Source organism: Rhodobacter capsulatus SB 1003 (genome assembly GCF_000021865.1).
Taxonomy (GTDB): domain Bacteria; phylum Pseudomonadota; class Alphaproteobacteria; order Rhodobacterales; family Rhodobacteraceae; genus Rhodobacter; species Rhodobacter capsulatus_B.
On the sequence record NC_014034.1, the window covers coordinates 3373708 to 3399567 of the forward strand.

The 25860-nt window shown below is 66.8% G+C and carries 25 protein-coding genes; 8 read left to right on the forward strand and 17 right to left on the reverse strand.

What is annotated here, in order from left to right; all coding sequences use genetic code 11:
* The first annotated feature begins 2 nt into the window (after positions 1-2).
* Complete coding sequence (locus RCAP_RS15690) at positions 3-548, forward strand: TlpA family protein disulfide reductase (protein WP_013068872.1); 546 nt, start codon at positions 3-5, stop codon at positions 546-548.
* On the opposite strand, the gene RCAP_RS15695 is transcribed toward RCAP_RS15690, so the two are convergent.
* Complete coding sequence (locus tag RCAP_RS15695; RefSeq protein ID WP_013068873.1) at positions 549-1784, reverse strand: PAS domain-containing protein; 1236 nt, start codon at positions 1782-1784, stop codon at positions 549-551.
* Positions 1785-1960: 176 nt separating this feature from the next.
* Here RCAP_RS15695 and RCAP_RS15700 point away from each other — a divergent pair, with 176 nt between their 5' ends.
* From RCAP_RS15700 to yddG, 4 genes are all read left to right on the forward strand, one after another.
* Positions 1961-2803, forward strand: coding sequence for an EAL domain-containing protein (locus tag RCAP_RS15700; RefSeq protein ID WP_013068874.1), 843 nt, complete (start codon positions 1961-1963; stop codon positions 2801-2803).
* Between the two features lie 153 nt (positions 2804-2956).
* On the forward strand, positions 2957-4132 hold the full coding sequence (locus tag RCAP_RS15705; RefSeq protein WP_013068875.1) for an acetyl-CoA C-acetyltransferase: 1176 nt from the start codon (positions 2957-2959) through the stop codon (positions 4130-4132).
* A gap of 105 nt (positions 4133-4237) precedes the next feature.
* On the forward strand, positions 4238-4960 hold the full coding sequence (gene phbB / locus RCAP_RS15710; RefSeq protein ID WP_013068876.1) for an acetoacetyl-CoA reductase: 723 nt from the start codon (positions 4238-4240) through the stop codon (positions 4958-4960).
* A 63-nt stretch (positions 4961-5023) separates the two neighbouring features.
* A complete protein-coding gene (gene yddG / locus RCAP_RS15715) occupies positions 5024-5887 on the forward strand; it encodes an aromatic amino acid exporter YddG (RefSeq protein ID WP_013068877.1) in 864 nt (287 codons plus the stop codon).
* 27 nt (positions 5888-5914) lie between these two features.
* Here the strand turns inward: yddG and RCAP_RS19070 are convergent, their stop codons facing one another.
* From RCAP_RS19070 to RCAP_RS15725, 3 genes are all read right to left on the reverse strand, one after another.
* The gene (locus tag RCAP_RS19070; protein ID WP_013068878.1) at positions 5915-6088 is read right to left on the reverse strand and encodes a YdcH family protein; all 174 of its coding nucleotides are present in this window, start codon (positions 6086-6088) and stop codon (positions 5915-5917) included.
* Positions 6089-6211: 123 nt separating this feature from the next.
* A complete protein-coding gene (locus RCAP_RS15720) occupies positions 6212-6973 on the reverse strand; it encodes a tRNA1(Val) (adenine(37)-N6)-methyltransferase (protein ID WP_013068879.1) in 762 nt (253 codons plus the stop codon).
* Positions 6973-7185 carry a putative signal transducing protein gene (locus RCAP_RS15725; protein WP_013068880.1) on the reverse strand — a complete coding sequence of 71 codons (213 nt, stop codon included), beginning with the start codon at positions 7183-7185 and terminating at the stop codon, positions 6973-6975. The genes RCAP_RS15720 and RCAP_RS15725 overlap by 1 nt, the downstream gene beginning before the upstream one ends.
* 72 nt (positions 7186-7257) lie before the next feature.
* On the opposite strand from RCAP_RS15725, the gene RCAP_RS15730 reads away from it, so the two are divergent.
* Entirely contained in the window at positions 7258-8259 is a 1002-nt protein-coding gene (locus tag RCAP_RS15730) for a polyprenyl synthetase family protein (RefSeq protein WP_013068881.1), read from the forward strand.
* A 228-nt stretch (positions 8260-8487) separates the two neighbouring features.
* Here the strand turns inward: RCAP_RS15730 and RCAP_RS15735 are convergent, their stop codons facing one another.
* Positions 8488-10137, reverse strand: coding sequence for a hypothetical protein (locus RCAP_RS15735; RefSeq protein WP_013068882.1), 1650 nt, complete (start codon positions 10135-10137; stop codon positions 8488-8490).
* 104 nt (positions 10138-10241) lie between these two features.
* Here RCAP_RS15735 and RCAP_RS15740 point away from each other — a divergent pair, with 104 nt between their 5' ends.
* Positions 10242-11552 carry an ATPase gene (locus RCAP_RS15740; protein WP_013068883.1) on the forward strand — a complete coding sequence of 437 codons (1311 nt, stop codon included), beginning with the start codon at positions 10242-10244 and terminating at the stop codon, positions 11550-11552.
* Between the two features lie 13 nt (positions 11553-11565).
* On the opposite strand, the gene RCAP_RS18700 is transcribed toward RCAP_RS15740, so the two are convergent.
* From RCAP_RS18700 to RCAP_RS15760, 4 genes are all read right to left on the reverse strand, one after another.
* Positions 11566-12495 (reverse strand): LytTR family DNA-binding domain-containing protein, encoded by a 930-nt coding sequence (locus tag RCAP_RS18700; protein WP_013068884.1) that lies wholly within the window; start codon positions 12493-12495, stop codon positions 11566-11568.
* Between the two features lie 138 nt (positions 12496-12633).
* Positions 12634-13524, reverse strand: a complete 891-nt coding sequence (folD, locus tag RCAP_RS15750; RefSeq protein ID WP_013068885.1) for a bifunctional methylenetetrahydrofolate dehydrogenase/methenyltetrahydrofolate cyclohydrolase FolD — start codon at positions 13522-13524, stop codon at positions 12634-12636.
* Positions 13521-13826, reverse strand: a complete 306-nt coding sequence (locus tag RCAP_RS15755) for a chorismate mutase (protein WP_013068886.1) — start codon at positions 13824-13826, stop codon at positions 13521-13523. Before RCAP_RS15755 ends, folD begins: the two co-directional genes overlap by 4 nt.
* Before the next feature lie 64 nt (positions 13827-13890).
* Positions 13891-15564, reverse strand: coding sequence for a formate--tetrahydrofolate ligase (locus RCAP_RS15760; protein ID WP_013068887.1), 1674 nt, complete (start codon positions 15562-15564; stop codon positions 13891-13893).
* A gap of 238 nt (positions 15565-15802) precedes the next feature.
* On the opposite strand from RCAP_RS15760, the gene RCAP_RS15765 reads away from it, so the two are divergent.
* Positions 15803-17146, forward strand: coding sequence for a calcium-binding protein (locus tag RCAP_RS15765; RefSeq protein ID WP_013068888.1), 1344 nt, complete (start codon positions 15803-15805; stop codon positions 17144-17146).
* A gap of 77 nt (positions 17147-17223) precedes the next feature.
* Here RCAP_RS15765 and ftsH read toward each other — a convergent pair whose 3' ends face one another.
* From ftsH to tolQ, 8 genes are all read right to left on the reverse strand, one after another.
* Entirely contained in the window at positions 17224-19119 is a 1896-nt protein-coding gene (gene ftsH / locus RCAP_RS15770; RefSeq protein WP_013068889.1) for an ATP-dependent zinc metalloprotease FtsH, read from the reverse strand.
* A gap of 79 nt (positions 19120-19198) precedes the next feature.
* Complete coding sequence (gene tilS, locus RCAP_RS20085; protein ID WP_013068890.1) at positions 19199-20488, reverse strand: tRNA lysidine(34) synthetase TilS; 1290 nt, start codon at positions 20486-20488, stop codon at positions 19199-19201.
* A complete protein-coding gene (gene ybgF / locus RCAP_RS15780; protein WP_013068891.1) occupies positions 20485-21315 on the reverse strand; it encodes a tol-pal system protein YbgF in 831 nt (276 codons plus the stop codon). The genes tilS and ybgF overlap by 4 nt, the downstream gene beginning before the upstream one ends.
* Positions 21316-21320: 5 nt before the next feature.
* On the reverse strand, positions 21321-21842 hold the full coding sequence (pal, locus tag RCAP_RS15785) for a peptidoglycan-associated lipoprotein Pal (protein WP_013068892.1): 522 nt from the start codon (positions 21840-21842) through the stop codon (positions 21321-21323).
* 66 nt (positions 21843-21908) lie between these two features.
* Positions 21909-23222 (reverse strand): Tol-Pal system beta propeller repeat protein TolB, encoded by a 1314-nt coding sequence (gene tolB, locus RCAP_RS15790; RefSeq protein ID WP_013068893.1) that lies wholly within the window; start codon positions 23220-23222, stop codon positions 21909-21911.
* Positions 23223-23312: 90 nt separating this feature from the next.
* Positions 23313-24632: a hypothetical protein gene (locus RCAP_RS15795; protein WP_013068894.1), complete on the reverse strand. Its 1320-nt coding sequence runs from the start codon at positions 24630-24632 to the stop codon at positions 23313-23315.
* 8 nt (positions 24633-24640) lie between these two features.
* Complete coding sequence (locus RCAP_RS15800; RefSeq protein WP_013068895.1) at positions 24641-25147, reverse strand: ExbD/TolR family protein; 507 nt, start codon at positions 25145-25147, stop codon at positions 24641-24643.
* A gap of 3 nt (positions 25148-25150) precedes the next feature.
* Entirely contained in the window at positions 25151-25855 is a 705-nt protein-coding gene (gene tolQ, locus RCAP_RS15805) for a protein TolQ (protein WP_013068896.1), read from the reverse strand.
* Positions 25856-25860 lie beyond the last annotated feature (5 nt).

Here is a 25860-nt window from a genome sequence, read left to right on the forward strand (position 1 = left end):
TCATGCTGCGGTTGTTCGTCCTTTATACGGCCCTTGCCCTTTGCGCAAATGCCGCGCCCGCCGCCGACCTGTCGGCGCTGAAACAGGGCGAGATGAAGAAACTCGCCGTCTTCACCGAGCCGCTGGCCCTGCCCGAGATCCCCTTTGTCGATGAAACCGGGACCCGCCACCGGCTGGCCGATTACCGCGGCAAGGTGGTGCTTTTGAACCTTTGGGCGACCTGGTGTGCTCCCTGCCGCAAGGAAATGCCCGATATCGCGGCGCTTCAGGCCGAGATCGGCGGGGATGATTTCACCGTGCTGACGGTGGCCTCCAGCAATCGCGACACCCAGGCGAAGGTGGGCGCGTTCTTCGAAAAGCAGGGCATCACCCAGCTGCCGCGGATGATCGACGAAACCGAACGGCTGCCGCGGGCGCTGGGGGTTCCCGGCCTGCCCGCCTCGTTCCTGATCGACCGTCAGGGGCAGATCGTGGCGCAGCTCTTGGGCCCGGCCGATTGGTCGAGCCCGGAAGCGAAAGCCGTGATCGCCGCGCTGCGCGCCGAGTGATCAGCGCGAATCGGCGCGCATGAACTGGTTCATCGAGGACCCGATCTCCTCCGACAGGCGCATGATCGATTCGAGCCGGTTCTTGATGTCGGCGTGGAAAATGTCGAGCTGATCGATCGTCGCCGAAAGCCCGCCGCTGCTGTCGCGCATCCGCCCGCATTCGACACGGCCCAGCACCCGGATCGTGTCGAGCCCCAGCATCAGGCGGCGAATCTCGGCGCTGGCGCGGAACAGTTCCTCGGCATGGCCGACCGCGCGCATCATCGCGTCGCGCGTGTCGGCATAGGACCGGGCCTCCAGTTCGCGCAGCAGGTTGCGTTCCACGTTCCAGTCGATTCCCTCGACCGCGGCAACATCGCGGAACCCCGCGTTCATTTCCTTCAGCACCCGGTTCGAGCCGAGCAGGAACAGCGCCCGGGCGGCCTGACGGGACACGCGGTCGCACAGGTTGTCGCGACCGGCCACGAAACTGCGCAGCCGTTCGGAAATCACCAGCGACGAGGCCTTGTAATTCTCCGAGATCGCCGAGACCGGACCGCCCGAAGGTTCCAGCCGCGAGGCGACGATGCGCATGTTGTTCGGGATCGACTGCAGCGCCTCGAAGCTGCGCAGAAGCTTTGTCTGTTCCTGCGTCACCCGCTCGAGCGACTTGTTCATGTCGATCAGCCGCTGCGTGCGCGGATCGGCCGGACGGCCAAGCCGCGCATCCCGCGCCGCCAGCTCCTGCCCCAGCGCGAAAGCCATGTAGCTTGTATAGCTGGAAAATCCTTCGGCCAGGGCGAGGGCGCGCAACTCTCCGGCGCTGACCTCGGGATCAAGCCGCTCGGCGCGTTCGCGCGTGCTCAGCTTGACATAGACCTCGCGGAACCGGTCGAAAAGCTGCGTCGAGGGTTTCAGCCGCACCGACAGATAGCCGCCATCGACCGGCATCAGGACGGCGAAGACCCAGTAGATATCGCCGTTGCGGACGCGGTTCTTGACATAGGCGCCCATCGGATGGCCTGCGCCCAGCGCACTCCACAGGATGCGGAACACGCCGCGCGGCGTGTCGGGATGCCGGACGATCTTGTGCGGGGCCCCCAGAAGTTCGGACCAGTCGAATCCGGAAACGCGGTGAAACACCTCGTTGCCGGCGATGATCACCCCGCGCTTGTCGGTGCGGGAGTAAAACAGCTCGTCGAAGCCGAAGGGGGCTTCGTTCTCCTGCGATTTGGAAAGGTCGGTCGGCGCGGTCATGATTACCCTGAAGCTGGACACTGCGGCAACCATAGCGCGTCAGGGTAAGCGAAACGTATACAACCGAAGGTTTATCTGGAAAGGTTCTCATTAACCACCCGGCGCGGAAACTGTGGCGCTTTACCAGTTGTTAGCCGAAATCGCGGAATCTGGCACGGAACCTGATGGAGGGGCCGATGTCGAAAATTCCGCTGTCGCTGCGCGAGTCGCTCGATCCGGCCGAATCCAGTCCGCTGAATTTCGCCGTCGCCCAGCGCGACCGGGAAACCCTGTCGATGGTCACCCGCGCCGTGGAACGCCGCGACGTGGTGCTGGCCTTTCAACCCGTGGTGCAGACCCTGCGCCCCGACCGCCCCGCCTTCTACGAAGGGCTGATCCGGGTGCTGGACGACACCGGCCGGGTGATTCCGGCGCAGGATTTCATCGGCGCCGCCGAAACCACCGAAATCGGCCGCAAGCTGGACTGTCTGGCGCTGGAAATGGGGCTTTTGTCGCTGGCCGAGGATCGCAGCCTGCGGTTGTCGGTGAACATGTCCGCCCGCTCGATCGGCTACCCGGACTGGATGCGCATTCTCAACCGCGGCCTGGCGATGGATGACCGCATCGGCGAAAGGCTGATTCTGGAAATCACCGAATCCTCGGCGATGATGATGCCGGAACTGGTGTCGGTCTTCATGCAGGACATGCAGACGAAGGGCATCTGTTTCGCGCTGGATGATTTCGGCGCGGGCTACACCTCGTTCCGCTATCTGCGCGAATTCTACTTCGACATCCTGAAGATCGACGGCCAGTTCATCACCGGCATCGCCCGCAATCCCGACAACCAGATCCTGACCCAGGCGCTGATGTCGATTTCCCGGCATTTCGACATGTTCACCGTTGCCGAAGCGGTGGAAACGGCCGAGGATGCGGCCTGGCTGACACGTGCGGGCATCGACTGCATGCAGGGCTATTATTTCGGCGCGCCGACGATCATGCCGCCGTGGAAAGCGCCCACGACCCACAAGGCCGGGATCTGACACCCGGCCCGGCCGCCCGATTTCATCGCGCAACAAAATTGCGCGAACGGGAGATAATATTGCCAAATCTGCTTGACCTCTTGCGGCCTTTCGGCATGCTGCACAGCGGCAATGGGCGTCTTTGCGCCCGAAATCCTGTGAGGAGGGAAATTCATGACCAATGTCGTCATCGTCTCGGCGGCCCGGACCGCCGTGGGCAGCTTCAACGGCGCTTTCGCCAACACGCCCGCGCATGAGCTGGGCGCCGCGGCGATCGAGGCCGTGGTGGCGCGGGCGGGCATCGACAAGGCGGAGGTCTCGGAAACCATCCTCGGTCAGGTGCTGACCGCCGGTCAGGGCCAGAACCCGGCGCGTCAGGCGCATATCAAGGCCGGTCTGCCGATCGAATCGGCCGCCTGGGGCATCAACCAGGTTTGCGGCTCGGGCCTGCGCACGGTGGCGCTCGGCGCGCAGCACATCCAGCTTGGCGATGCGGCGATCGTCGTGGCCGGGGGCCAGGAAAGCATGTCGCTGTCCGCCCATGTCGCGCATCTGCGCGCGGGCACCAAGATGGGCGACATGAAGATGATCGATTCGATGATCAAGGACGGGCTTTGGGACGCGTTCAACGGCTATCACATGGGCCAGACCGCGGAAAACGTCGCGGCACAATGGGGCATCACCCGCGAGATGCAGGACGAATTCGCCCTTGCCAGCCAGAACAAGGCCGAAGCCGCGCAAAAGGCGGGCAAGTTCGTCGATGAAATCATCCCCTTCACGGTGAAGACCCGCAAGGGCGACATCGTCGTCGATGCCGATGAATACATCCGTCACGGCGCGACGCTCGAATCGATGCAAAAGCTGAAACCGGCCTTCACCAAGGATGGCACGGTGACCGCGGGCAACGCCTCGGGCATCAATGATGGCGCCGCGGTCGTGCTCTTGATGACCGAGGAAGAGGCGGCGAAACGCGGTCTGACGCCGCTGGCCCGGATCGCGTCCTACGCCACCGCGGGGCTTGACCCGTCGATCATGGGCTGCGGCCCGATCCCGGCCTCGCGCAAGGCGCTGGAAAAGGCGGGCTGGACCGCCGCCGATCTGGACCGGATCGAGGCGAACGAGGCTTTCGCGGCCCAGGCCTGCGCGGTGAACAAGGACATGGGCTGGGACGTGTCGAAGGTGAACGTCAACGGCGGCGCCATCGCCATCGGCCACCCGATCGGCGCCTCGGGCTGCCGGATCCTGAACACGCTTGTCTTTGAAATGAAACGTTCGGGCGCGAAAAAGGGTCTGGCGACGCTGTGCATCGGCGGCGGCATGGGCGTGGCCATGTGCCTGGAAGGGCTCTGAGCCCAGCTTTTTTCTGCAAATGCGAAAAACGGGCGCGCAACAATATTGCGCGCCCACCTAATTTTAGGTAACAGCATTTCAACAAGGATGATCTGAGGAGGAATCATGTCCAGAGTTGCACTCGTCACCGGGGGATCGCGCGGCATTGGCGCCGCGATCTCGATGGCACTGAAGGACGCCGGTTACACCGTCGCCGCGAACTATGCCGGCAATGACGAAGCCGCCGCGAAATTCACCGCCGAGACCGGGATCAAGACCTACAAATGGTCGGTCGCCGATTACGACGCCTGCGCCGCGGGCATCGCCCAGGTCGAGGCCGATCTGGGCCCGGTCGACGTGCTGGTGAACAATGCGGGCATCACCCGCGACGCGCCCTTCCACAAGATGACCCGCGACCAATGGGATCAGGTGATCGGCACCAACCTGAACGGCATCTTCAACATGACGCATCCGCTCTGGAACGGCATGCGCGACCGCAAATTCGGCCGGATCATCAACATTTCCTCGATCAACGGCCAAAAGGGCCAGTTCGCCCAGGCGAACTATTCCGCGGCCAAGGCGGGCGACATCGGCTTCACCAAGGCGCTGGCGCAGGAAGGGGCGCGGGCGGGGATCACCGTCAACGCGATCTGCCCGGGCTATATCGCCACCGAAATGGTGATGGCGGTGCCCGAAAAGGTGCGCGAGCAGATCATCGCGACGATCCCGGTCGGCCGTCTGGGCGAAACCGGCGATATCGCGCGCTGCGTGGTGTTCCTCGCCTCGGATGATGCGGGCTTCATCACCGGCGCGACGCTGACCGCGAACGGCGGCCAATACATGACCTGATTTGCCCTTGGCAAAACGGTTCGGGGCCCGCATCTTGCGGGCCTCTTGCATTTCGGGGGTCAGATGTCGCGCAACCAGGCAACCTTGATCGGCTTTTCCGCCGTGGCGCTTTGGGCGCTTCTGGCGCTGTTCACCGTGGCCTCGGCGCCGGTGCCGCCGCTGCAGCTGAATGCGCTGTGTTTTGCCATCGGCGGCAGCATCGGGCTGATCTGGGTCGCCGCGACCGAGGGCTTTACCGTGCTGCGGCAGGTGTCCTGGAAGGTCTATGCCTTCGGTACCGCGGCGCTTTTTGGCTACCACCTGATCTATTTTTCCGCCCTGCGTCTGGCCCCCCCGGCCGAGGCCAGCCTGATCGCCTATCTCTGGCCGCTGCTGATCGTGGTCTTTTCCGGCCTGCTGCCGGGCGAGCGGCTGAACCGGCTGCATGTTTTCGGGGCAGTGGTCGCCTTTGCCGGGGCGGCGCTGATCGTCGCCCGCGGTGGCATCTCGGCCAGCGCCGAATCGCTGCCCGGCTACGGGCTGGCGTTTCTCTGCGCGCTGACCTGGTCGGGCTATTCGCTGCTCTCGCGCCGGATGGGCAAGGTGCCGACCGCCGCCGTCGCGGTCTATTGCCTGGCCACGGCCGTTCTGTCGGCTATCGCGCATCTGGCGCTGGAAGAGACGCTCTGGCCCGCGGGCGCAACCGGCTGGGGGGCGGTCATCGCGCTGGGCCTTGGCCCGGTGGGGCTGGCCTTTTACACATGGGATGTGGGGGTGAAGCGGGGCGACATCCAGATGTTGGGGACGGCGTCCTATGCGGCTCCCCTTCTGTCAACGCTGGCGCTGATCGGGGCGGGGATCGCGGCAGCGTCACCCGTTCTGGTGCTGGCCGCCGCGATGATTGCTGCAGGTGCCTTTCTGGCCGCTATGGGCAGCAGGCAAGGCTAGGGATCGGCCCGCAGGCCGGTCCGGAACTCAGACCGCCACGCCTTCCAGCCGGGCGATTTCTTCCTTGAGCCGCAGTTTCTGTTTCTTCATCTCCGCGATTTGCAGGTCATCGAAGCTGGGCGTGCGCAGCGCCACTTCGACTTCCGCGGACAGAGCCTGATGTTTCTTGCGAAGTTCAGCGATATGCGAACTCACGGACATGGCAGTCTCCTCTTTCCTTGTTCGGTAGGATGATTGCAGCACGTTTTCGAACGCTTGTCACGCGCTTGTCGTATTGCCGCGCGAAATTATGAGCGCGTTTTACGAAATAATATTGCCACGGAATTAAGGCGTTAGCGGCAGGATTTCGCCGCAGCGCAGCACTGCCTGCGCAGCATGGGTGAGGTCTTCGGCATCGCCCTGATGCGCAGGCAGGGCATGCAGCACGAAGGGCGCCAGAAGCCGCAAGGGCGTCTTGCCCCCCTTGCGCGCGGCCACGATCACCCGGCCCGCCGCCCGCCCCTGCCGCGCCGCGATCGGCAGCACCGTGACCGCGCCCCCCTGCCCCGCCAGCGCCGCCAGAATGTCGCCCAGCCGGTCGGCATTCTGGATCAGCGTCAGCCAGCCGCCCGGCTGCAGCCGCCGCATCCCCGCCCGCACCCAATCGGCAAGCGGCGTCACCTCGCGCTGCGCCCGTTCGCGGCCCGCATCCGCCGCCGCCGTGCCGCCGGAAGCCGCGAAATAGGGCGGATTGGCGATCACATGATCGTAATTGCGCGCCCGCAGCGCGGCGGGCATCCGCGCCAGATCGCCCTCGAACACCTCGAGCGGAACCCCGTTCGCCGCCGCATTGCGCCGCGCCAGATCGGCGTAAGCGGGCTGCAGCTCCAGCCCCGCCTGCACCAGCCCCTTCACCCGCCAGCCCAGGCACAGGCTTGCCACACCGGCGCCACAGCCCAGTTCCAGCACCGATTGCCCCGGTTTTGCCCCGCAAGCGGCCGCCAGAAGCACCGGATCCATCGCCGCGCGATAGCCCTGGCGCGGCTGCGCCACGGTCAGACGACCGTCCAGAAACCGGTCAAAGGTGCAGTCCTCGGGCGGAAACATCACTCTTCCCACAGCCCGTTGTCGCGCAAAATCGCCTGCGCCAGAAACCAGTCCGCATCGGCCACGGCCAGTCTGCGCGGCAAAATGCCGAGGCTGCCGTCCAGAATGCTCATGTGGACGTCCCACTCAAAGGCCGTTATACCCTCGCCCTCAAGAAGGGCCATCGCCATGGCGATCCGAACCGGGTCGGTGGTGCGCAGAAGCTCTTTCATCGCTCGACTTAAGGGCAGCTCTGCCGCGGTGTCGAGACGGAAATTGGGCCGGGAAACTGGGAAGGAAGACCGATGAGCCTCGACGACAAGGCGACGAAACCGCATGACCGTCTGGCGCAGGCGCTGGCCGAGGACATGGCGGCGGTGAATGCGCTGATCCGCGAGCGGATGAGTTCGGAACATGCCCCCCGCATCCCCGAGGTCACGGCGCATCTGATCGAGGCGGGCGGCAAGCGGCTGCGGCCGATGCTGACGCTCGCTGCGGCGCGGCTGGTGGGCTATGGCGGGCCGTTCCATGTGCATCTGGCGGCGACGGTCGAATTCATCCACACCGCGACGCTGTTGCATGATGACGTGGTCGACGAAAGCCGCCAGCGCCGCGGCCGTCCGACGGCGAACCTGCTTTGGGACAACAAATCCTCGGTTCTGGTGGGGGATTATCTGTTTGCCCGCTCCTTCCAGCTGATGACCGACACCGGCAACATGCGGGTGATGGAGATCCTGGCCAACGCTTCGGCCGTGATCGCCGAGGGCGAGGTGCTGCAGCTGACGGCGGCGCAGAATCTGGCGACGACCGAGGACATCTATCTGCGGGTGATCCGCGGCAAGACGGCGGCGCTCTTTTCCGCCGCGACCGAGGTCGGCGGCATCATCGGCGGCGCCCCCGAGGATCAGGTGCAGGCGCTTTTCGATTATGGCGACGCGCTCGGCATCGCCTTCCAGATCGTCGATGACCTGCTGGATTACGGCGGCAAATCGGCCGAGATCGGCAAGAACACCGGCGACGATTTCCGCGAGCGCAAGCTGACGATGCCGGTGATCAAGGCCGTCGCGCTGGCCGATGAGGCGGAACGCGCCTTCTGGAAGCGGGTGATCGAAAAGGGCGACCAGCAGGACGGCGACCTTGAACACGCGATGGCGCTGATGACGAAGCACGGCACGCTGGAAGCGACGCGGCTGGCGGCGATCGGCTGGACCGACACCGCCCGCAAGGCGCTGGCGAAACTGCCGGATCATCCGCTGCGGCAGATGCTGGACGATCTGGCCGATTACGTCGTCGAACGGGTGCGCTGAAGGCACCCGGTCTGGCCAAGGCCATCGCCTTGGCCCTGCGCTCCATTCCCCCCATGACCCCCGAGTGCCCAAAGCACTCGGGCAGCGCCCGCCCCGCCCATGGCGGGCGCTTCTCGCCCGCCGGGACGGGCGCCGCCCTCTGTCGCGCTTGGGAAAACGGTCTTGTCGCAACCGGCTCGAAACGGGCGGGGAAAGGCAGTGCCTTTCCTGTTCCGCCCGCACCCACGATCACGGCCGTTCGGGCCGCAGCAGGATGTAGGTCGCGGTGCGGTGTTCCTCGATCAGCCGCCAGCCCGCCTCCGCAATCGCTTTCACGATCTCGTCGCGGCGCGTTTCGCCGGTGGGGCACAGCGGCACCAGCACATGATCGGCAGCCTCGATCCCCGGCGTGCCGCCGTAATACCAGGGCGCGGCGCCCCGGACCGGCTCGAACGGCCCGAAGAGCCACAGCGACGAAAACAGATCCGCCACCAGCACCCGCGACCGCGCATGGCCCGCCCGCAGCAGATCGGCGGCGACCGTTTCGAACCAGGCGTCATAGCCCTTCAGAAGCTCGCAGGCGGGCAGGGTCTCGCCGTTCAGCACCGCGGGCCGCCCCGGCGTCGCGGCGCTTTCGCCCCGCGTCGCATAGGCGGCAAAGGGCTGCCCCGGCCCATCCGCCGCCAGCCTCTGCTGCGCCCGATAGACCCGCGGCGCCAGCACCCGCAGATCGGCATCCTGCGGCCGCGCCGAAAGCAGCGGCACCATCGCCTCGGTCTCGGCAAAGGCATGGCGCAGCGGGCTGGTGACCAGATTGACCATCGGCCCGGTGGCCAGCGCCAGCGCCGCAACCCCGGTGGCCAGCAGGGCCTCGCGCAGCGGCCAGCCCAGCCCGTTGTCGACCCGGCGCTCCGGGCGCAGCGCCAGCGCGATCAGCCCCACCAGCACCAGCCATTGCGGATCGTTGCCGAAATTCTGATAGGTCACATAGGCAAAGGCGGGCACCAGCCAGAGCAGCGCCAGCCCCTCGGCGCCGCGCCCGGACTGGCGCAGAAAGATCACCGTCATCAGCGCCACCAGCGTCGCCGCCACATGTTTCGGCGCCGCCAGAACCGCGGCCAGACTGTCGCCCGGCGCCGCCCGGGTGGTCGAGCCCGCCACCGTCAGCAGATCCCGCAGATAGCCGCCCCAGAAGCCCGGCCCCAGCAGCGCCGTCACCGCGGCCAGCACCAGAAGCCCGGACAGCACCGCCACCCCCAGCGTGCGCAGATCCCGCCGCGCCAGAAGCGCCACCACCAGCGCCGGCGCAAGCGCCACGACATAGGTCACCTTGACCAGCCCCAGCCCGGCCATCAGCACCCCGATCAACGCCCCGTCCAGCCGCGGGCGGCGCGGCCCGAGCGGCTCCAGCACCGCCAGCACCACCGCCACATAGGCCATCGCCCAGGCCCAGCGGTTGTAATGCATCGAGACCGAAAACAGCGGTTGCGTCTCGCCATGGATCAGCGCCAGCACCATCCCCAGCACATAGGCACCAAAGATCCAGGCCAGCCCCCCCGGCAGCCGCGACTGCGCGGCGCGCAGGATCGGCAGGAACAGCACCGCCGCCACCGCGGCCTGCGCCGCCAGGAAGGCATGGCCCAGCCCCAGCCCCGCCTGCACGAAAGCCGCGATCGGCCACAGCCCGGCAATGCCGAGCGGCGTCATGAAATCGCGATGCGGCATCTGCCCCTTTTCGGCCATGCGCAGCACCAGATCGGCCAGATGCAGCGCGTCGCCCTCGTGCTGGGTGACGGCCAGCGCCCCCGCCAGGAACGGCGCCGCCGCCAGAAGCCCGCCCCAAAGCGCCAGCCCCACCGCCAGAGGCAGCCCCGCCGCCGCGCTTGACCTGCCCGTCATCCCGGCCTCTCCGCATCTTTTCCCATTTTTGGCCACAATAGCCCGGCAGGATGTGGCTGTTAATCCCGAAGCAAAGCCGAAGACGACGAGCCGGAGCAGGACAGATGAACATGATCGCCCCGAGCGTGATCGCTCCCACCCCGCCCCGGACACTCGCCGACACCGGCCTGAACACGGTGCTGATGCGGGACATCCTGCTCAAGACCATGTTTCGCACCAACATGGACACGGTCAGCGGCCTTTCCAGGCTGATCTGCCTGCCGATCGCGCTGACCCAGGAACTGGTGGACATGGGCCGCAGCCAGCGTCTGATCGAGGCGATGGGCACGCTGCACGCCAATTCCGGCGGCGAGATGGGCTATCAGCTGACCGACGGCGGCAAGGCCCGCGCGCTCGATGCGCTGACGCAGTCGGAATATTACGGCGCGATGCCGGTGCCGCTGGCCGATTATTCGGTGCAGATGAAGAAGCAGTCGATTCGCAACATCCAGCTGACCCGGCCGCAGCTGATGGGGGCGATGGGGCATCTGGTGCTGCCGCCGACGCTGATCGACCAGCTTGGACCGGCGGTCTCCTCGGGGCGGTCGATCCTGATGTATGGCCCGCCCGGCAACGGCAAATCCTCGATCTCGAACGGCATCCGCGATGCGATCGGCGACCGGATCTACATTCCGCGCGCGGTCGAATATGCCGGTCAGGTGATCGTCGTCTACGACCCGATCGTGCATACCGCGGCGAGCGAGGAGATCGACGACCCGACCGCGCTGCGCAAATCCGGCAGCCGCTTCGACAGCCGCTATGTCTATTGCGACCGGCCGACGGTGATCACCGGGGGGGAATTGTCGCTCGACATGCTCGACCTCACCTACAACCCGACCGCGCGCACCTATACCGCGCCCTTGCAGATGAAGGCCTCGGGCGGGGTCTTCATCGTCGACGACCTTGGCCGTCAGGCCGAGCCGCCGCAGAAACTGGTCAACCGCTGGATCGTGCCGCTGGAAGAAAGCCGCGACATCCTGGCGCTGCAATCGGGCGAAAAGTTCGAGGTGCCCTTTGACACGCTCGTCATCTTTTCGACGAACTTCCACCCGAACCAGATCTTCGACAAGGCGGCGCTGCGGCGGATCTTCTTCAAGATCAAGATCGACGGGCCGGGCCAGTCCGATTACCTGAAGATCTTCTCGCTCGTCGCGAAAAAGCGCGGCATGCCGCTGGGCGAAGCCGCGCTCGTGCATCTGCTGAAGGTGAAATATCCGACGATCAACAACGTCTATGCGAATTATCAGCCGGTCTTCCTGATCGACCAGATGATCGCGATCTGCGACTTCGAGGGCATCCCCTATCAGATGACCCCCGAGCTGATCGACCGCGCCTGGTCGAACATGTTCGTGCGCGAGGAAGAGATCCTGCACTGAGCCCGGCAGGGGGCTAACGCGCGGCAAGGGCCTGCGGCGCCTCCGGGCCGTTGTCGGCCTGCGGCGGGATCTCTTTCAGGCCAAGCGCCAGAACCGCGGGCGCATTGCCCCGCGATACCGGAACCTGCGTGCCGTCCTGCAGCGCCAGAAGGACCTTGCCCTGCCCCCGCATCACCCCGAGGATCGCCTGCCGCGCCACCCAATGCGAGCGGTGCACCTGCAGCCCCTCGACCCCTTCGGCGGCGCAGATCGCATCCGCCATCCGCAGCAGCACGGTTTCCGATCCGGCCTCGGTAAAGACCTCGACATAATGGTCGCGCATCTGCAGCCGGATCAGGGGCGCCCGCAGCCCGGGCGACAGCCGCGCCATCAGCCGCGCCGCGGCGTCACATCTGGGCGGGATCGGATCGGTCGGCGCGGGCTCTGGCGGAACGGTTCCGGCCCTGCCCTCCGCGGTCATCGGCGTCCCCGTCACCGGCATCCCTGTCACCGCCCCGCCCGTCACCGGCGTCCCGGGCCAGGTCGCCGCCACCGCATGCCGCAGCGTCGAGGTGATGATCGACATGATGAAGATGTAACTCGTCATCTCCATGATCGAGGGCACATTCTGCGCCGGTCCGGCCACGGCCCGGGCCAGCGCCAGAAACAGCGGCGTCAATCCCAGCGTGGCCAGAACGGCGATCAGCGGCGCCTCGGGCCAGAAGCTGCGCAGCCCCCAATAGTCGCGCACGATCACCCGCAACAGCCCCCCGGTCAGCACGCCCAGACCGATGGTGATCGGCCAGAAGGCCAGCAATCCGGTCAGGGGAAACTGCTCGGTGCCAAAGGGACCCGCGACGATTCCGAAGATCGAGGTGACCAGCCAGACCACCGGGATGACGGGCTGCGCCATCGCCCGACCATAGGCGCACAGAAACCTGCGCGTGCGAACAAAAGAGGGCATGGCCCCTCGCCCCATTCAAAAACACAACCATGTCAATATGCTAGCGATGCGGCTACGGCCAGGCAACCGTGATTGTTGTCACAGCTGACCGGCGCGCAGCGCATGGCATGAATTCTGTTGAAAGCCCGGCGGGCGGGCTCAGGCGGTCAGGCCCTCGGGTTCGGCCAGACCATGCGCCCGGCAGCAGGCGGTCAGCGTATTGGCCAGAAGACAGGCGATGGTCATCGGCCCGACCCCGCCCGGAACCGGGGTGATCGCGCCCGCAACCTGAACGGCGCTGTCGAAATGCACGTCGCCCACCAGCTTGCCCTTGCCGTCGCGCTCGATGCGGTTGATGCCCACGTCGATCACCGTCGCCCCCGGTTTCACCCAATCGCCCGGGATCATCTCGGGGCGCCCCACGGCGGCAACCAGAATGTCGGCGCGTCGGCACACCTCGGCCAGATCCTTGGTGCGCGAATGCGCGATGGTGACGGTGCAGCTGTCGGCCAGCAGCAGTTGCGCCATCGGCTTGCCGACGATGTTCGAACGCCCGACGACGACCGCAGTCAGCCCCGCAAGCGATCCGTGATGGTCGCGCAGCATCATCAGGCAGCCCAAGGGCGTGCAGGGCACCATCGCCTTTTGCCCGGTGCCCAGAAGCCCGACGTTCGAGATGTGGAACCCGTCCACGTCCTTGGCCGGATCGATGGCATTGATCACCAGATCGGCATCCAGATGTTTCGGCAGCGGCAGCTGCACCAGAATGCCATGCACCGCCGGATCGGCATTCAGCCGCGCGATCAGCGCCAGCAGATCGGCTTCCGAAGTGTCCGCCGACAGCTTGTGCTCATAGGAGTTCATCCCGACTTCGCGGGTCTGGATGCCCTTGTTCTTCACATAAACCTGGCTCGCCGGGTCTTCGCCCACCAGCACCACGGCCAGACCCGGGGTCAGGCCCTGCGTCTCCTGCAGCCGCGCCACATGCGTTGCGACCTCGGCCCGCACCCTGGCCGCGAACGCCTTGCCGTCGATGATCTTCGCGCTCAAATTCCGTCTCCCTTGCCCAGAACCCGCTCTTCGCGGGCGATCGACCATTCCACCATCATCCGCCACATCGCCTCGATCAGCTCGGGGTCCATCCCCCGCGCCTCGGCGGCGCTGCGCGCATTGCTCACCACTTCCTCGACCCGCGCCTTGATCCGCGCGGGCATGCCCTCGGCGGGCTTGAGTTCGGCGGCACGGTCGATGAACCGCGCCCGATCGGCCAGCAGCGCCACGAGGCGCAGATCCAGCGCGTCGATCTCGGCCCGCAGTTCGGCCATCGAGGTGATTTCGGAGGGCTCTTTCATTCGGCAAGTTCCGCTTTTATGCCCTGCTCCTATCGCACCTTGTCGCCCGCTTCTCAACCCCGCCTCAGAACAACCCCTGAATCTCGCCTGCGGCATCAAGGCGGATCGTCTCTGCCGCCGGATGCCGGGGCAGGCCCGGCATCGTCATGATCTCGCCGCAGATCGCCACTACGAAGCCCGCGCCCGCCGCCAGCCGCACCTCGCGCAGCGGGATCACATGCCCCGTGGGGGCACCGCGCAGCGCGGGATCGGCGGAAAAGGAATATTGCGTCTTCGCCATGCAGATCGGCAGCGAACCATGCCCCGCCGCCTCCCAGGCGGCGAGCTGCGCCAGCACGGCCTTGTCCGCGGTCACCGCTTCGGCATGATAGATGCGCCGCGCGATCGTCTCGATCTTGTCGAAAAGCCCGATGTCGTCGGGGTAAAGCGGTGCAAAACGGCTGTCCGTATCGCACAGCTCCACCACCTTGCGCGCCAGATCGGCAGCCCCCGGCCCGCCCTCGGACCAGTGCCGACAGGGGATCGCGGAAACGCCAAGACCCGCGGCCGCATCGACAATCGCCGCGACCTCGGCCGGGGTATCGGCGTCAAAGGCATTGATCGCCACCACCACCGGCACGCCGAAGCCGCGGGTATTGGCGATGTGACGGGCCAGGTTGGCACAGCCGCGCTGCACCGCGCCCACATCCTCGCGGCCCAGATCCTCGCGCGCGACACCGCCATGCATCTTCATCGCCCGCACCGTGGCCACGATCACCGCCGCGGCGGGCGCCAACCCGGCCTTGCGGCATTTGATGTCGAAGAACTTCTCCGCCCCCAGATCGGCGCCAAACCCCGCCTCGGTCACCACGTAATCGGCCAGCCGCAGCGCGGTCTTCGTGGCGATGACCGAATTGCAGCCATGCGCGATATTGGCAAAGGGCCCGCCATGCACGAAGGCGGGCGTGTGGGCGATCGTCTGCACGAGGTTCGGCTGCAACGCATCCTTCAGCAGCACCACCATCGCGCCATCCGCGCCAAGCTCTCGGCAGGTCACCGCGGTCTTGTCGGCCCGGTAGGCGACGACGATCCGGCCCAGACGGTCCTGCAGATCGGCCAGATCCTCGGCCAGACACAGACAGGCCATGACCTCCGACGCCACCGTGATGTCGAAGCCGGTCTGGCGCGGAACCCCGTTCGCGGCCCCGCCCAGCCCCACCACCACCTCGCGCAGGGCGCGGTCGTTCATGTCCATCACCCGCCGCCAGACGATGCGGCGCGGGTCGATCTGCAGCGCATTGCCCCAATGGAGGTGGTTGTCGATCATCGCCGCCAACAGATTGTGCGCCGCGGTGATGGCGTGGAAATCGCCGGTGAAATGCAGGTTGATGTCTTCCATCGGCAGCACCTGCGACAGCCCGCCCCCCGCCGCGCCGCCCTTCATGCCGAAATTCGGACCCAGCGAGGCCTCGCGCAGGCAGATCGCCGCCCGGTGGCCCAGATGCGCCAGCGCATCGCCAAGGCCCACCGTGGTCGTCGTCTTGCCCTCGCCCGCGGGGGTCGGGTTGACGGCCGTCACCAGAATCAGCCGCCCCATCGGCCGGTCGCGCAGCCCGGCCAGGAAATCGGCCTCGATCTTGGCCTTGTCGCGGCCATGGGGGATCAGCGCCGCCTCGGGGATGTCCAGCTTGGCGGCGATCTCGGGGATCGGCCGCTTTTCCGCCGCCCGGGCGATCTCGATATCGGTTCTGACGGCCATGCGATCCTCTCCTTTCGTGGCTTCGCACGCGGCGCCCGCCCTGCCTCGGCAAGCTAGCCGCTGCGTCCCCGGGGGCAGTCCGCATTTGCGACGCCGCAATGCCCGAATCCGCCCCGCCTGCGCAAGATGGCACCATTTCCCCGTGGCCCTGAAAGGCCGCGGAAATTAAGCTTGCCCGGCAACCGCAGATTGACAAGGTTGCGCCTCATCTTGCGACCAACAAACAGGCAGGGCCGGAATGACGGACAATATTTATTATGTCGAAGATCTTGTCAGCGGCGGGAAAACCGTCACGCTGAGCGATGACGGCACGGGGCTTGACTGGCTGATGCTGCGCAATTCCCATGATGGCGCCGCGATCAGCCTCTCGTGGTGGTCGGTGCGCGGTCTCAGCACCGAGGCCGAATCGATCTTTGTCGACAATGACATCGCCGCAGAGCTGATCGTGCTCGGGCGGATCGAGAATGCCCGCGGCGCCGGGGGCGATGACTGGATCCGCGGCAACGAACTCGGCAACCAGCTTCTCGGCGACGAGAACACCTATGGCCTGGGCGGCGCGGACACGCTGGACGGGGCCGAGGGCGACGATTCCATCTATGGCGGCAGCGGCAACGACGAGATCCTGGGCGATACCGGCAACGACCTGCTGTTCGGCAATGCGGACAATGACACGATCCTGGGCGGCAGCGGCCGGGACACGATCACCGGCGGCACCGGCGCCGATGTACTGGACGGGGGCGCGAATGCGGGCGACCTGCTCAGCTACGCGCAATCCTCCGCCGGGGTTCGGGTGGTCCTGAGCTACGGCGCCACGACACGCGGCACCGGCGGGGATGCCGAGGGCGATCGCATCACCGGCTTCTTCGACATCGTCGGCAGCGCCAATGATGACAAGCTGTTCGACTCGGTGGTCACCGATCTGGCGCAGGGGGGCAACGCCAATTTCTTTGACGGCGGGCTGGGCAACGACCTGCTGTCGATGGGCGGCGGCAACGACACCGCGCTGGGCGGACGGGGCGATGACACGCTGCAGGGCGGCAATGGCAACGACCTTCTGGATGGCGGCATCGGCCGCGATGTGATCCAGGCGGGCAACGGCAATGACACCGTGACCGGCGGTCTTGGCACCGACCGGATCAACGGCAACAGCGGCAATGACCGGATCGACGGCGGCGACGGCAACGACACGCTGGCGGGGGATGCGGGCGATGACGTGCTGATCTCGGGGCGCGGCTCCGATCTGCTGACCGGCGGCTTCGGCGCCGATCGGTTCGTCTTCGCCACCGTCTCCGACAGCGGCGCCGGGGCGGGCTTTGACAAGATCACCGATTTCAAGGGCGCCGAGGGCGACCGGATCGATCTTTCCGGCATCGACGCGAACCGCAATGCGCCGGGGGATGCCGCCTTCACCTTCCTCGGCACCAAGGCCTTCACCGGCGCAGGGGCGGAATTGCGCGTCGTCGGCGGCGCAGACGGGTGGCGGGCGCTGGCCGATCTCGACGGCGACCGGGTGGCCGATTTCGCCCTGACCCTGTCGGGCAGCGATCTGCCGATGCCCGTGGCGGACAACTTCCTGCTTTGATCGCAGAAAAAACCTGCGCCGGTTCCCCGGCGCAGGCCTGATGGTCGGATCTGTCGCGAACGCCTCAGGCGTTCGGTTCAGGCATTCGGTTCGGGCGCGATGCCGGGCTTGGCCACGGGTTTCGTGCGCGGCAACGAGGTCACCGTGGGCAGGCTGCCCGAGGGCCGGTCGTCATCGCCGCCCAGCGTCTCGCCCGCCATCACCTTGCGGATCTCGTCGCCGGTCAGGGTTTCATATTCCAGAAGACCCTGCGCCAGCCGTTCCCATTCCTCGATGTTTTCCTCAAGGATGCGCCGCGCCTCGATATAGCCGTTCTCGATCAGGATGCGGACCTCTTCCTCGATCAGCTCCTTGGTCTTGGTCGAGACCGAGAAGCCCGCGGTATTGCCCTGATAGCCCTCATGCGCTTCGGAATAGTCGATATTGCCGACCTTGTCCGACATCCCCCAGCGCATCACCATCGCCCGCGCGATCGCGCTGGCTTGCATGATGTCGCCCGCCGGACCGTTCGAGACGGCCTCTTCGCCCCATTTCAGGATCTCGGCCGCCTTGCCCGCCATGGTCATGGCGATCTTCTGCTTGGCCTCGTCCTTGTGGTAGTTCAGCCGGTCCATCTCGGGCAGGCTGACCACCATCCCCAGCGCCTGACCGCGCGGAATGATCGTCGCCTTGTAGACCGGGTCGCATTTCGGCAGCTTCATGCCGACGACGGCATGCCCGGCCTCGTGATAGGCGGTCATTTCCTTCTGCTCGGGGGTCAGCACCATCGAGCGCCGCTCGACCCCCATCATCACCTTGTCCTTGGCGTTTTCGAAATCTTCCATCGTCACGAAGCGACGCCCAACCCGCGCGGCCATCAGCGCGGCCTCGTTCACCAGGTTCGCCAGATCGGCACCCGAGAAACCGGGGGTGCCGCGGGCGATGGTGCGCAGATCGACATCCGGCCCGCGCGGGATCTTGTTCGCGTGCACCGACAGGATCTTTTCGCGGCCCTTGATATCGGGGTTCGGCACATGGATCTGCCGGTCGAAGCGGCCCGGACGCAGCAGCGCCGGATCAAGCACGTCCTTGCGGTTCGTCGCCGCGACGATGATGATCCCCTCGTTCGCCTCGAACCCGTCCATCTCGACCAGAAGCTGGTTCAGCGTCTGCTCGCGTTCGTCGTTGCCGCCGCCGATGCCGACGCCGCGGGCCCGGCCCACGGCGTCGATCTCGTCGATGAAGACGATGCAGGGCGCGTTCTTCTTCGCCTGATCGAACATGTCACGGACACGGCTGGCGCCGACACCCACGAACATCTCGACGAAATCAGAGCCCGAGATGGTGAAGAAGGGCACACCGGCTTCCCCGGCAATCGCGCGGGCCAGCAGGGTTTTCCCGGTGCCGGGCGGGCCAACGAGCAGCGCGCCTTTCGGGATCTTGCCGCCCAGACGGCTGAATTTCTGCGGGTTGCGCAGGAATTCGACGATTTCCTCAAGCTCTTCCTTGGCCTCGTCGATGCCCGCGACATCGTCAAAGGTCACCCGGCCGTGCTTTTCGGTCAAAAGCTTGGCCTTGGACTTGCCAAAGCCCATCGCGCCGCCTTTGCCGCCGCCCTGCATCCGGTTCATGAAGAAGACCCAAAGCCCGATCATGACAAGGAAGGGCAGCCAGACGCCCAGGATCGACATCAGACCCGATTGCTGCTGCTTGACCACATTGACGGTGATGCCCTTGGCCACCAGCTTGTCGGCGATGGCGTCGGTGCCTTCCTTTGTGGTCGAGTAATTGTCGCCCTTGCTGTCCTGGTAGCGCACATCCTCGCCATCCAGTTGCACCTGCTTCACGTCGCCCTTGTCCACGGCGGCGATGAAGTCGGAATAGGACACTTGCCGGGCATTGAGCGGACCCTGCCCGCTGCCGAGCAGGTTGAACAGCACCAGGATGAGCACGAACAGCAGGGCCCAGAAGGCGATGTTGCGCAGATTGCCCAAGAGAAACCTCCGAAGAATGACAGGGCACCGCATGGGGTGCGGTGCCTTTGGTGTGAAAATAGGGATTAAGTGCGCAGGTTCAACGTCTGATTAGTGCGGATGTGAAGCTTGGCCGCACCAAACGCGCCTCATAGCCGTTTTTCCAGCCCGCAACCGGCGCGGCCAGCAGCGTTTCGCCCTGCCAGACCGCGGGCGAGGCCAGCAGGCTGGCGCGCGGGCGGGCACGGCTGCAGCCCTCGCCCAGCTGGCGCAGCCCCTCGGCGCCAAGGGCCGCCAGCATCAGCCCCGGCCGGTCCGGCCCCTCGATCCGCCAGCCGTCCCAGACCTGACCGAAGGGCAGGCGCAGCGCCGCCACCGCCCGCGCCTCGCGGGTGATGCGGATCGCCTCGTCGCCAACCAGAATGCGGCAGCCATGCAGCGTGCGGTCGCGCCGGGTGCGCCAGGTCGTCAGAACATCGATCACCTGCACCGCCCGCGGCGGATAATAGCTTCCCGACACCCAGACCAGCGCCGCATTCAGCAGCCGCCGCCCGGTCTCGGGGTCGAAGGCATCGCGAAACCCCTGCGCGTCGATCACCACATCGCCGGCGTCAAAGCGCACATGCGCCGCGATCAGATGGTCAAGCGACCACAGCACCGATTGCTCGGCCATCGCCAGATGCCCCACCACCGTCGACAGCTTGCCCGCGGTGATGCCCAGCGGCGCCAGCGCCGCCAGCGCCTTGCGCGCCTTGACCCGGTCGAACCGGTCGTTCTCGTTCGAGGGATCCTCGATCCAGCCGATCCCCTGCCGCTGCAGATGGCCGCGCAATTCCGCCCGGGTCTGGCTCAGGAACGGCCGGAACCACAGCACCCCCTCGCTTTCGAAACTTTCGCGCATGCCCGAGAGCCCCTCGAGCCCGGCCTCGCGCGCAAGCCGCATCAGGAAGGTCTCGGCCTGGTCGTCGCCGGTGTGACCCAGCGCCACCGCGCCGATGCCGCGGTCCTGCGCCCAGGCCCCGATCAGCCGCAGCCGCGCCCGACGGGCCGCATCCATCAGATTGCCCCTGGCCCCGCGGCCATCCCAACGCAAGATGCTGTGGTCAATGCCGCGTTCGGCACAAAACTGCCCGACGACTTCGGCTTCGGCGGCAGCTTCGGGGCGCAGGCCGTGATCCACCGTCACCGCCGCGACCGGATGCAGCGCCGACAAGAGCACCAGCGTCGCCAGCGAATCCGATCCGCCCGAGACCGCCACCGCCAGCCGCGGCGCCGTCATCCGGGTGCGGACAGTCTCGACCGCCGCCTCTGCGGCCCACAGCAAAAGCCCGTCCTCGGGCGGGACCTCCCCGCGCAGCAAGGCCGCGCGCAGAGCGTCAGGGTCGGTCACGGGCAGCCAAGCGACGCCTGCGCCGCAGCCACCTTGCCCCGCGCTTCCGAGCCGGGAAACCGCGCCGGAACCTCGGTCAGGGTCGCGCAGGCCTCGGTCTTCCGACCCAGCGTGCCAAGCGCCTTGCCCAGTTCCAGCAGGTCATCGGCCGCCCGCTTGCCCTCGGGTTCGGCCGAGAAGCCGTCCAGCCAGGCCCGGGGTGCGCCCGGAACATCGCCCGCCTTCATCAGCGCCTCGCCGCGAAGATAGCCCGCGTCGCCGGTCAGGGGGCCGCCCGGGTAGGTTTCGGCAAAGGTCTTAAAGAGGTCCGCAGCGGCGCGAAAGTCACCTTGATCGAGCACCCCCTTGGCCCGATCGAAGTCCGCTTGTTCGTTCATCGCCATGGTGCCGCCCGTCGAGGCCGCCCCGCCCGAAGCCGCCGGAGCGGCGGCCGCCGCCGCCGGGGCCGCCCCCCCCAGCGGTTGCGCCTGCCCGACGCTGGAGGGGTCGCAGCCCTCTTCCAGTTCGCAGACGCGGAATTCCAGATCGCCCACCCGGTTGGTGCCGTCCTTGACGACCTTGTCCACCCGGTCCTTGAGCTGTTCGGTCATCGCGGTCAGGCGGGTCAGCTCCGCCTCCATCGTGTCCATGCGCTGCAGCGCCGAAGCCCCGCCCGCCGCCTGCAGGCCGCTCGCCCCCGAGGCGACCAGCTCGCTGCGCAGCTCCTGCAGCTGCGCCGACACCTGCGCGAGTTCCGCGCGGATATCGGCCAGCGTCTGTTTGTCGGCAGCAAAGGCGGGCGCGGCCAGCGCCAGCACCAGTGCCGTCCCCAGCATCACCCGCCGCATCTGCCTCAGCTCCCGGCGCCGACCGAGATCACGGTGACCGCGCGACGGTTCTGCGAGAAGCAGCTTTCCGAGGCGCAGGTGGCGATCGGGCGTTCCTTGCCATAGGACACGGTGCGCAGCCGGGTCGCGGGCACGCCCTGCGAGATCAGATATTGCTGCACCGAGCTGGCGCGACGGGCGCCAAGGGCGAGGTTGTATTCGCGCGTGCCCTGTTCGTCGGCATGGCCTTCGATGATCGCGGCATAGTTGCCGTGGCTGTTGAGCCATTGCGCCTGCCCCGAAAGCGTCGCGCGGGCCTCGTCGGTCAGGGTCGACTGGTCGACGACGAAGCGCACGGTGTCGCCCACCTTGCCCGAGAAATAGGCCGGGGAATTCGGGTCGTTGATCGAGCCCTGCGAGACGCCGCCCGCGTCGCCATAGGCGCCGCCCGGATCGACAACGCCATTCGCGCCGTTCTTCGAGGGGTTGTTGCAGGCCGCGAGCGCGATCATCGCCAGACCGAATGCCGCTTTGGTTGCAAGATGCATGTTGTACCGCCTTTTGTTGGTTATGCCCTTTGGGCACACAGTATCAGGTTTGGCTGCGCTTGGGAATCAGGGCAGAAGCGGGCCCCAGGTCGGGTCCGACGCCCCGCCCACCCCGGCAACCGCCTTCAGGTTGCGCCCGGTGATGTCGACCGTGAACATCTTCGCCCCCCCGGCCGCGCCGGGGCTTTCGCGGGTGAACATCAGCACGCGGCCGTTCGGCGCCCAGGTCGGGCCCTCGTCCAGATAAGAGGCCGTCAGGTCGCGTTCCTCCGAGCCGTCGGTGCGCATCACGCCGATGAAGAAACGCCCGCCCGATTGCTTGGTGAAGGCGATCAGATCGCCGCGCGGCGACCAGACCGGCGTGCCGTAGCGGCCGTCGCCGTTCGAGATCCGCACCGGCTCGCCGCCGCTGGCCGACATCACATAGATCTGCTGCGTCCCCGACCGGTCGCTTTCAAAGACGATCTGGCTGCCGTCCGGGCTGTAGGAGGGCGCGGTTTCGATCGCGGGGGAATTCGTCAGCCGCTCGACGCTGCCGCCCGAAACCGACATCCGGTAGAGGTCGGTGTTGCCGTTCTGCTCCAGCGAATAGACGATCGAGCCGCCATCGGGCGAGAACCGCGGCGAAAACGTCATCGTGCCCGGCACTTCGGGCAGAAGCTTGCCCGCGGCATTGCCGACCGACATCATCTTGATGCGCGGAAAGCCGGTCTCGAAGGTGGTGTAAAGGATGCGATCGCCCTGCGGCGAGAACCGGGGCGCCAGCACGATGGTCGAGCTGTCGGTCAGGTAATTCACGTTCTCGCCGTCGTAATCCATGATCGCCAGCCGCTTCTGCCGCTGGTCCTTCGGCCCGGTTTCCGAGACATAGACGACGCGGCTGTCGAAATAGCCGCTTTCGCCGGTGATGCGCGCATAGATCACGTCGGCGACCTTGTGCGCCAGCCGCCGCCAGCTTTGGGGGCTGGCCGCCAGCTGCTGGCCGTCGCCCAGCTGGGTGTTGCCGTAAACGTCATGGAGGCGGAATTTCACCACCACCTTGCCGCCCGACATGCCGACCGAGCCGTTGATCAGCGCCTGCGCGTTGATCGCCTGCCAGTCGGCATAGCTGACCGGCGTGTCGAAGCTGCCGAAGCGCTGGATATGCGCGGCCTCGGGGATTTCGCGGAACAGGCCAGTGCCCGACAGGTCGTCGGCGATCACCCGGGTGATCTGGCTGGCCAGACTGCCCGCGCCCTCGTCCACGAAAGTGGGCAAGGCATAGGGAAGGGGCTCGATCACGCCCTCGTCCAGTTCGATGCGCAGCGGGCCCTGCTGGGCCGCCGCCATTCCCGTTGTCAGCATCAGTGCCGCCGTCGCGGCCAAAATCCAACGCACCATGTTCCGTCCTCGTCCGGGCCTTGCGCCCTGTTCTATCCGTGTTTTCAGCCGCCCGTCATCACAAGCGCCTGACCGCCCCGCGGTTGCCCGCTATTTCATTCGCATCTTCGTCGGGTTGAAGACGATCTCGATCTGCTGCCACCAGCCGAATTTCTCGGCCGGAAGCGGGAAGCCATCCGAACCGCAGCGCACGATCGCCCGCCGCGCCGCTTCAAAGGCCTGCCGCGCCGCCGCATCGGACCCGCCCGTGGCCTCGATCATCTTGATCGAGCTGACCACCGGCTTGCCGTTCTCCTGCATGTCGACCCGCACCGTGACCGTGGTCCGCATCGCCTCCGACGAGAGCGCACCGACGTTCCAGCAGGCCTTCACATCGACGATCAGCGCCTCTTTCTCGCCCGCCGTCACCGGGGGGCCGTTCTTCGCGATGCCCAGCCCGCCGGTGCCGGTGTCGGCGCCGCTGTCGCTTTCCGCGCCCATCGCCTCGGCCAAGGCATCCGCCACCGCATCCGCGCCGGCAGGTTTCGACGCGGCAGGCTTGGCCGGTTTCGCGGGCTTGTCCGACTTCGGCTTCGCCGGTTTCTCGGCCGGTTTGTCCGCCGGTTTCTCGGCAGCCTTCTCGGCCGGTTTCTCGGCAGGCGTGTCTTCCGCCTCGGCGGTCTCGATCTTTTCAGGCGGCTTCACCGCGGGCTTCGCCGGTTTCTTCGGCGGCCGCGGCGAGGATTTCGGCGCCGAGGTCGTCTCTTCCTCGACCGGCTTCGCCTCCTCGGGCACGATCTCGGTCGCGGCCTCGGGCGGGGCAGCCTGTTCCTTCGGCTTTTCGGCCGGTTTCTCGGGCTCCGGCTGTTCCTCGGGCCTGGTTTCCGGCTCGGCCGTTTCCGAGACTTTCACCTCGGGCGCGGGGGCCTCGGCCGGTTTCGGCGCCACGCGCTGCGCCGGTTTCGGCTGCGGCCGCGGCGAGAAATCGGGCGCGTCGGTCTCTTGCGGTTCCTCGACCGGCGGCATCATCGAGGGCGGCACCTCGGTCACCTCGGCGGGCGGCGTCGGCGGCTCCACGTCGGAGAGATCCGGCGGCGGCTCGGGTTTGGGTTCGGGCGGCACCGGCCGGACGGGCTCGGCCTCGGGGGTCGGCGCCTCTTCGGCCGGGGGTTCCTCGGGGGCGGGCTCTGCCGCCGGTTCCTCGGGCTGCGCGGGGGCGGGCTCTGCGGCCGCTGCCCCGCCCGCCTTCGGCGCCGCCGCCTGCATCGCGGCAAATTCGGCCTCGGAGATCATCCCGGCCGGTTTGATTTCGACCGGCTCGTTCGGTTCGGGCTTGAACCATGCCGTGCCGATGATCGCCCAGAGGATCACCGCGACATGCAGTGCCGCCGAGACCCCCGTGCCGATCCGTTCCGCCCGATCCATGCGCATGGCGCGCCTCAGTTCCCTGTCTTGGCCGCCGCGCCCGGCTGTGCCGTGGCGCCGGTCAGCGTCGGCCCGCCCGGGTCGGTCACCAGGATGATGTTGGCAAAGCCCCCGGCGTTCAGCGCGCCCATGATCTCGACGACGCGGGCATAGGGAATGCCGCCATCGGCGCGCAGGAAGACCTTGTCGCTTTCCCGCTCGGCCGAAACCGCGCGCAGCCGGGTCACCAGATCCTCCTCGGGGACGGGTTCGTTCATCAGCGAGATCGTGCCGTCAATCTGCAGCGAGATCGCCAGCGGCTCTTCCTGTTCCGTCGGCACCGCCTTGGCGGCGGTCTTCGGCAGCTCGAGCGGCACCCCAACGGTCATCATCGGCGCCGCGACCATGAAGATGATCAGCAGCACCAGCATCACGTCGACCATCGGCGTGACGTTGATTTCGGCCATGACGGCATGTTTGCCCTTGCCGCCGCGGCGGCGTCGGCTGCCGCCTCCGCCCTTTTTCATCACCCCCGCGCCCATCGCTTACGCGTCCAGCTGGCGCGACGGGATGGTCGAGAATTCGTCGGCGAAGGCCTCGTAGCCCGAGGTGATCTCGTCGGCGTCGGACGAGAGCTTGTTGTAGGCGATGACCGCCGGGATCGCGGCGACAAGGCCGATCGCCGTGGCCACCAGCGCCTCGGAGATCCCCGGCGCGACGACGGCAAGCGAGGTGTTTTGCGAAATCGCGATTTCTTCGAAGGCGACCTTGATCCCCCAGACCGTGCCGAAGAGCCCGACAAAGGGCGCGGTCGAGCCGACGGTGGCAAGGAAGGACAGGCCCGAATTCAGCGCCTCGCCTTCCTTCGCGATCGCCACATCCATCGAGCGTTCGATGCGCGCCTGCGCCCCGGTGATCAGCTCGCCGTCATGGCGGTGGCTGCGCCGCCATTCCAGCATGCCCGCGGCAAAGATGCGCTGGGAGGCGCCATCCGGGGCCGGGCCGATCTGGTCGAAAAGTTCGTCAAGCGGCTCGCCCGACCAGAAGGCGCGGTCGAAGGCATCGGCCTCGGCGCGGGCGGCGCGGAACGAGATATACTTGCGGATCATGATCGACCAGGACCAGAAACTGGCCAGGGTAAGCAAGATCATCACGAGTTTCACGGTCAACGAGGCGCGCACGAAAAGCGCAAGCAAGGAGAAATCCATCTCCGGCGCCGCTGCCGCCATGGCAAGGGTTTGCTGGTCCATTGGTC

Bases quoted from the DNA above. Each gene is read 5' to 3' on its own strand.
- RCAP_RS19070 (WP_013068878.1), bottom strand. From the start codon at position 6,088: ATGTCCGTGAGTTCGCATATCGCTGAACTTCGCAAGAAACATCAGGCT.
- RCAP_RS15765 (WP_013068888.1), top strand. From the start codon at position 15,803: ATGACGGACAATATTTATTATGTCGAAGATCTTGTCAGCGGCGGGAAA.
- ybgF (WP_013068891.1), bottom strand. From the start codon at position 21,315: ATGCGGCGGGTGATGCTGGGGACGGCACTGGTGCTGGCGCTGGCCGCG.
- RCAP_RS15695 (WP_013068873.1), bottom strand. From the start codon at position 1,784: ATGACCGCGCCGACCGACCTTTCCAAATCGCAGGAGAACGAAGCCCCC.
- RCAP_RS15800 (WP_013068895.1), bottom strand. From the start codon at position 25,147: ATGGGCGCGGGGGTGATGAAAAAGGGCGGAGGCGGCAGCCGACGCCGC.
- RCAP_RS15740 (WP_013068883.1), top strand. From the start codon at position 10,242: ATGAACATGATCGCCCCGAGCGTGATCGCTCCCACCCCGCCCCGGACA.
- RCAP_RS15705 (WP_013068875.1), top strand. From the start codon at position 2,957: ATGACCAATGTCGTCATCGTCTCGGCGGCCCGGACCGCCGTGGGCAGC.
- RCAP_RS15735 (WP_013068882.1), bottom strand. From the start codon at position 10,137: ATGACGGGCAGGTCAAGCGCGGCGGCGGGGCTGCCTCTGGCGGTGGGG.
- RCAP_RS15795 (WP_013068894.1), bottom strand. From the start codon at position 24,632: ATGCGCATGGATCGGGCGGAACGGATCGGCACGGGGGTCTCGGCGGCA.
- RCAP_RS18700 (WP_013068884.1), bottom strand. From the start codon at position 12,495: ATGCCCTCTTTTGTTCGCACGCGCAGGTTTCTGTGCGCCTATGGTCGG.
- RCAP_RS15725 (WP_013068880.1), bottom strand. From the start codon at position 7,185: ATGAAAGAGCTTCTGCGCACCACCGACCCGGTTCGGATCGCCATGGCG.
- tolB (WP_013068893.1), bottom strand. From the start codon at position 23,222: ATGGTGCGTTGGATTTTGGCCGCGACGGCGGCACTGATGCTGACAACG.
- tolQ (WP_013068896.1), bottom strand. From the start codon at position 25,855: ATGGACCAGCAAACCCTTGCCATGGCGGCAGCGGCGCCGGAGATGGAT.
- RCAP_RS15760 (WP_013068887.1), bottom strand. From the start codon at position 15,564: ATGGCCGTCAGAACCGATATCGAGATCGCCCGGGCGGCGGAAAAGCGG.
- pal (WP_013068892.1), bottom strand. From the start codon at position 21,842: ATGCATCTTGCAACCAAAGCGGCATTCGGTCTGGCGATGATCGCGCTC.
- RCAP_RS15700 (WP_013068874.1), top strand. From the start codon at position 1,961: ATGTCGAAAATTCCGCTGTCGCTGCGCGAGTCGCTCGATCCGGCCGAA.
- RCAP_RS15720 (WP_013068879.1), bottom strand. From the start codon at position 6,973: ATGTTTCCGCCCGAGGACTGCACCTTTGACCGGTTTCTGGACGGTCGT.
- phbB (WP_013068876.1), top strand. From the start codon at position 4,238: ATGTCCAGAGTTGCACTCGTCACCGGGGGATCGCGCGGCATTGGCGCC.
- RCAP_RS15730 (WP_013068881.1), top strand. From the start codon at position 7,258: ATGAGCCTCGACGACAAGGCGACGAAACCGCATGACCGTCTGGCGCAG.
- RCAP_RS15690 (WP_013068872.1), top strand. From the start codon at position 3: ATGCTGCGGTTGTTCGTCCTTTATACGGCCCTTGCCCTTTGCGCAAAT.
- RCAP_RS15755 (WP_013068886.1), bottom strand. From the start codon at position 13,826: ATGAAAGAGCCCTCCGAAATCACCTCGATGGCCGAACTGCGGGCCGAG.
- yddG (WP_013068877.1), top strand. From the start codon at position 5,024: ATGTCGCGCAACCAGGCAACCTTGATCGGCTTTTCCGCCGTGGCGCTT.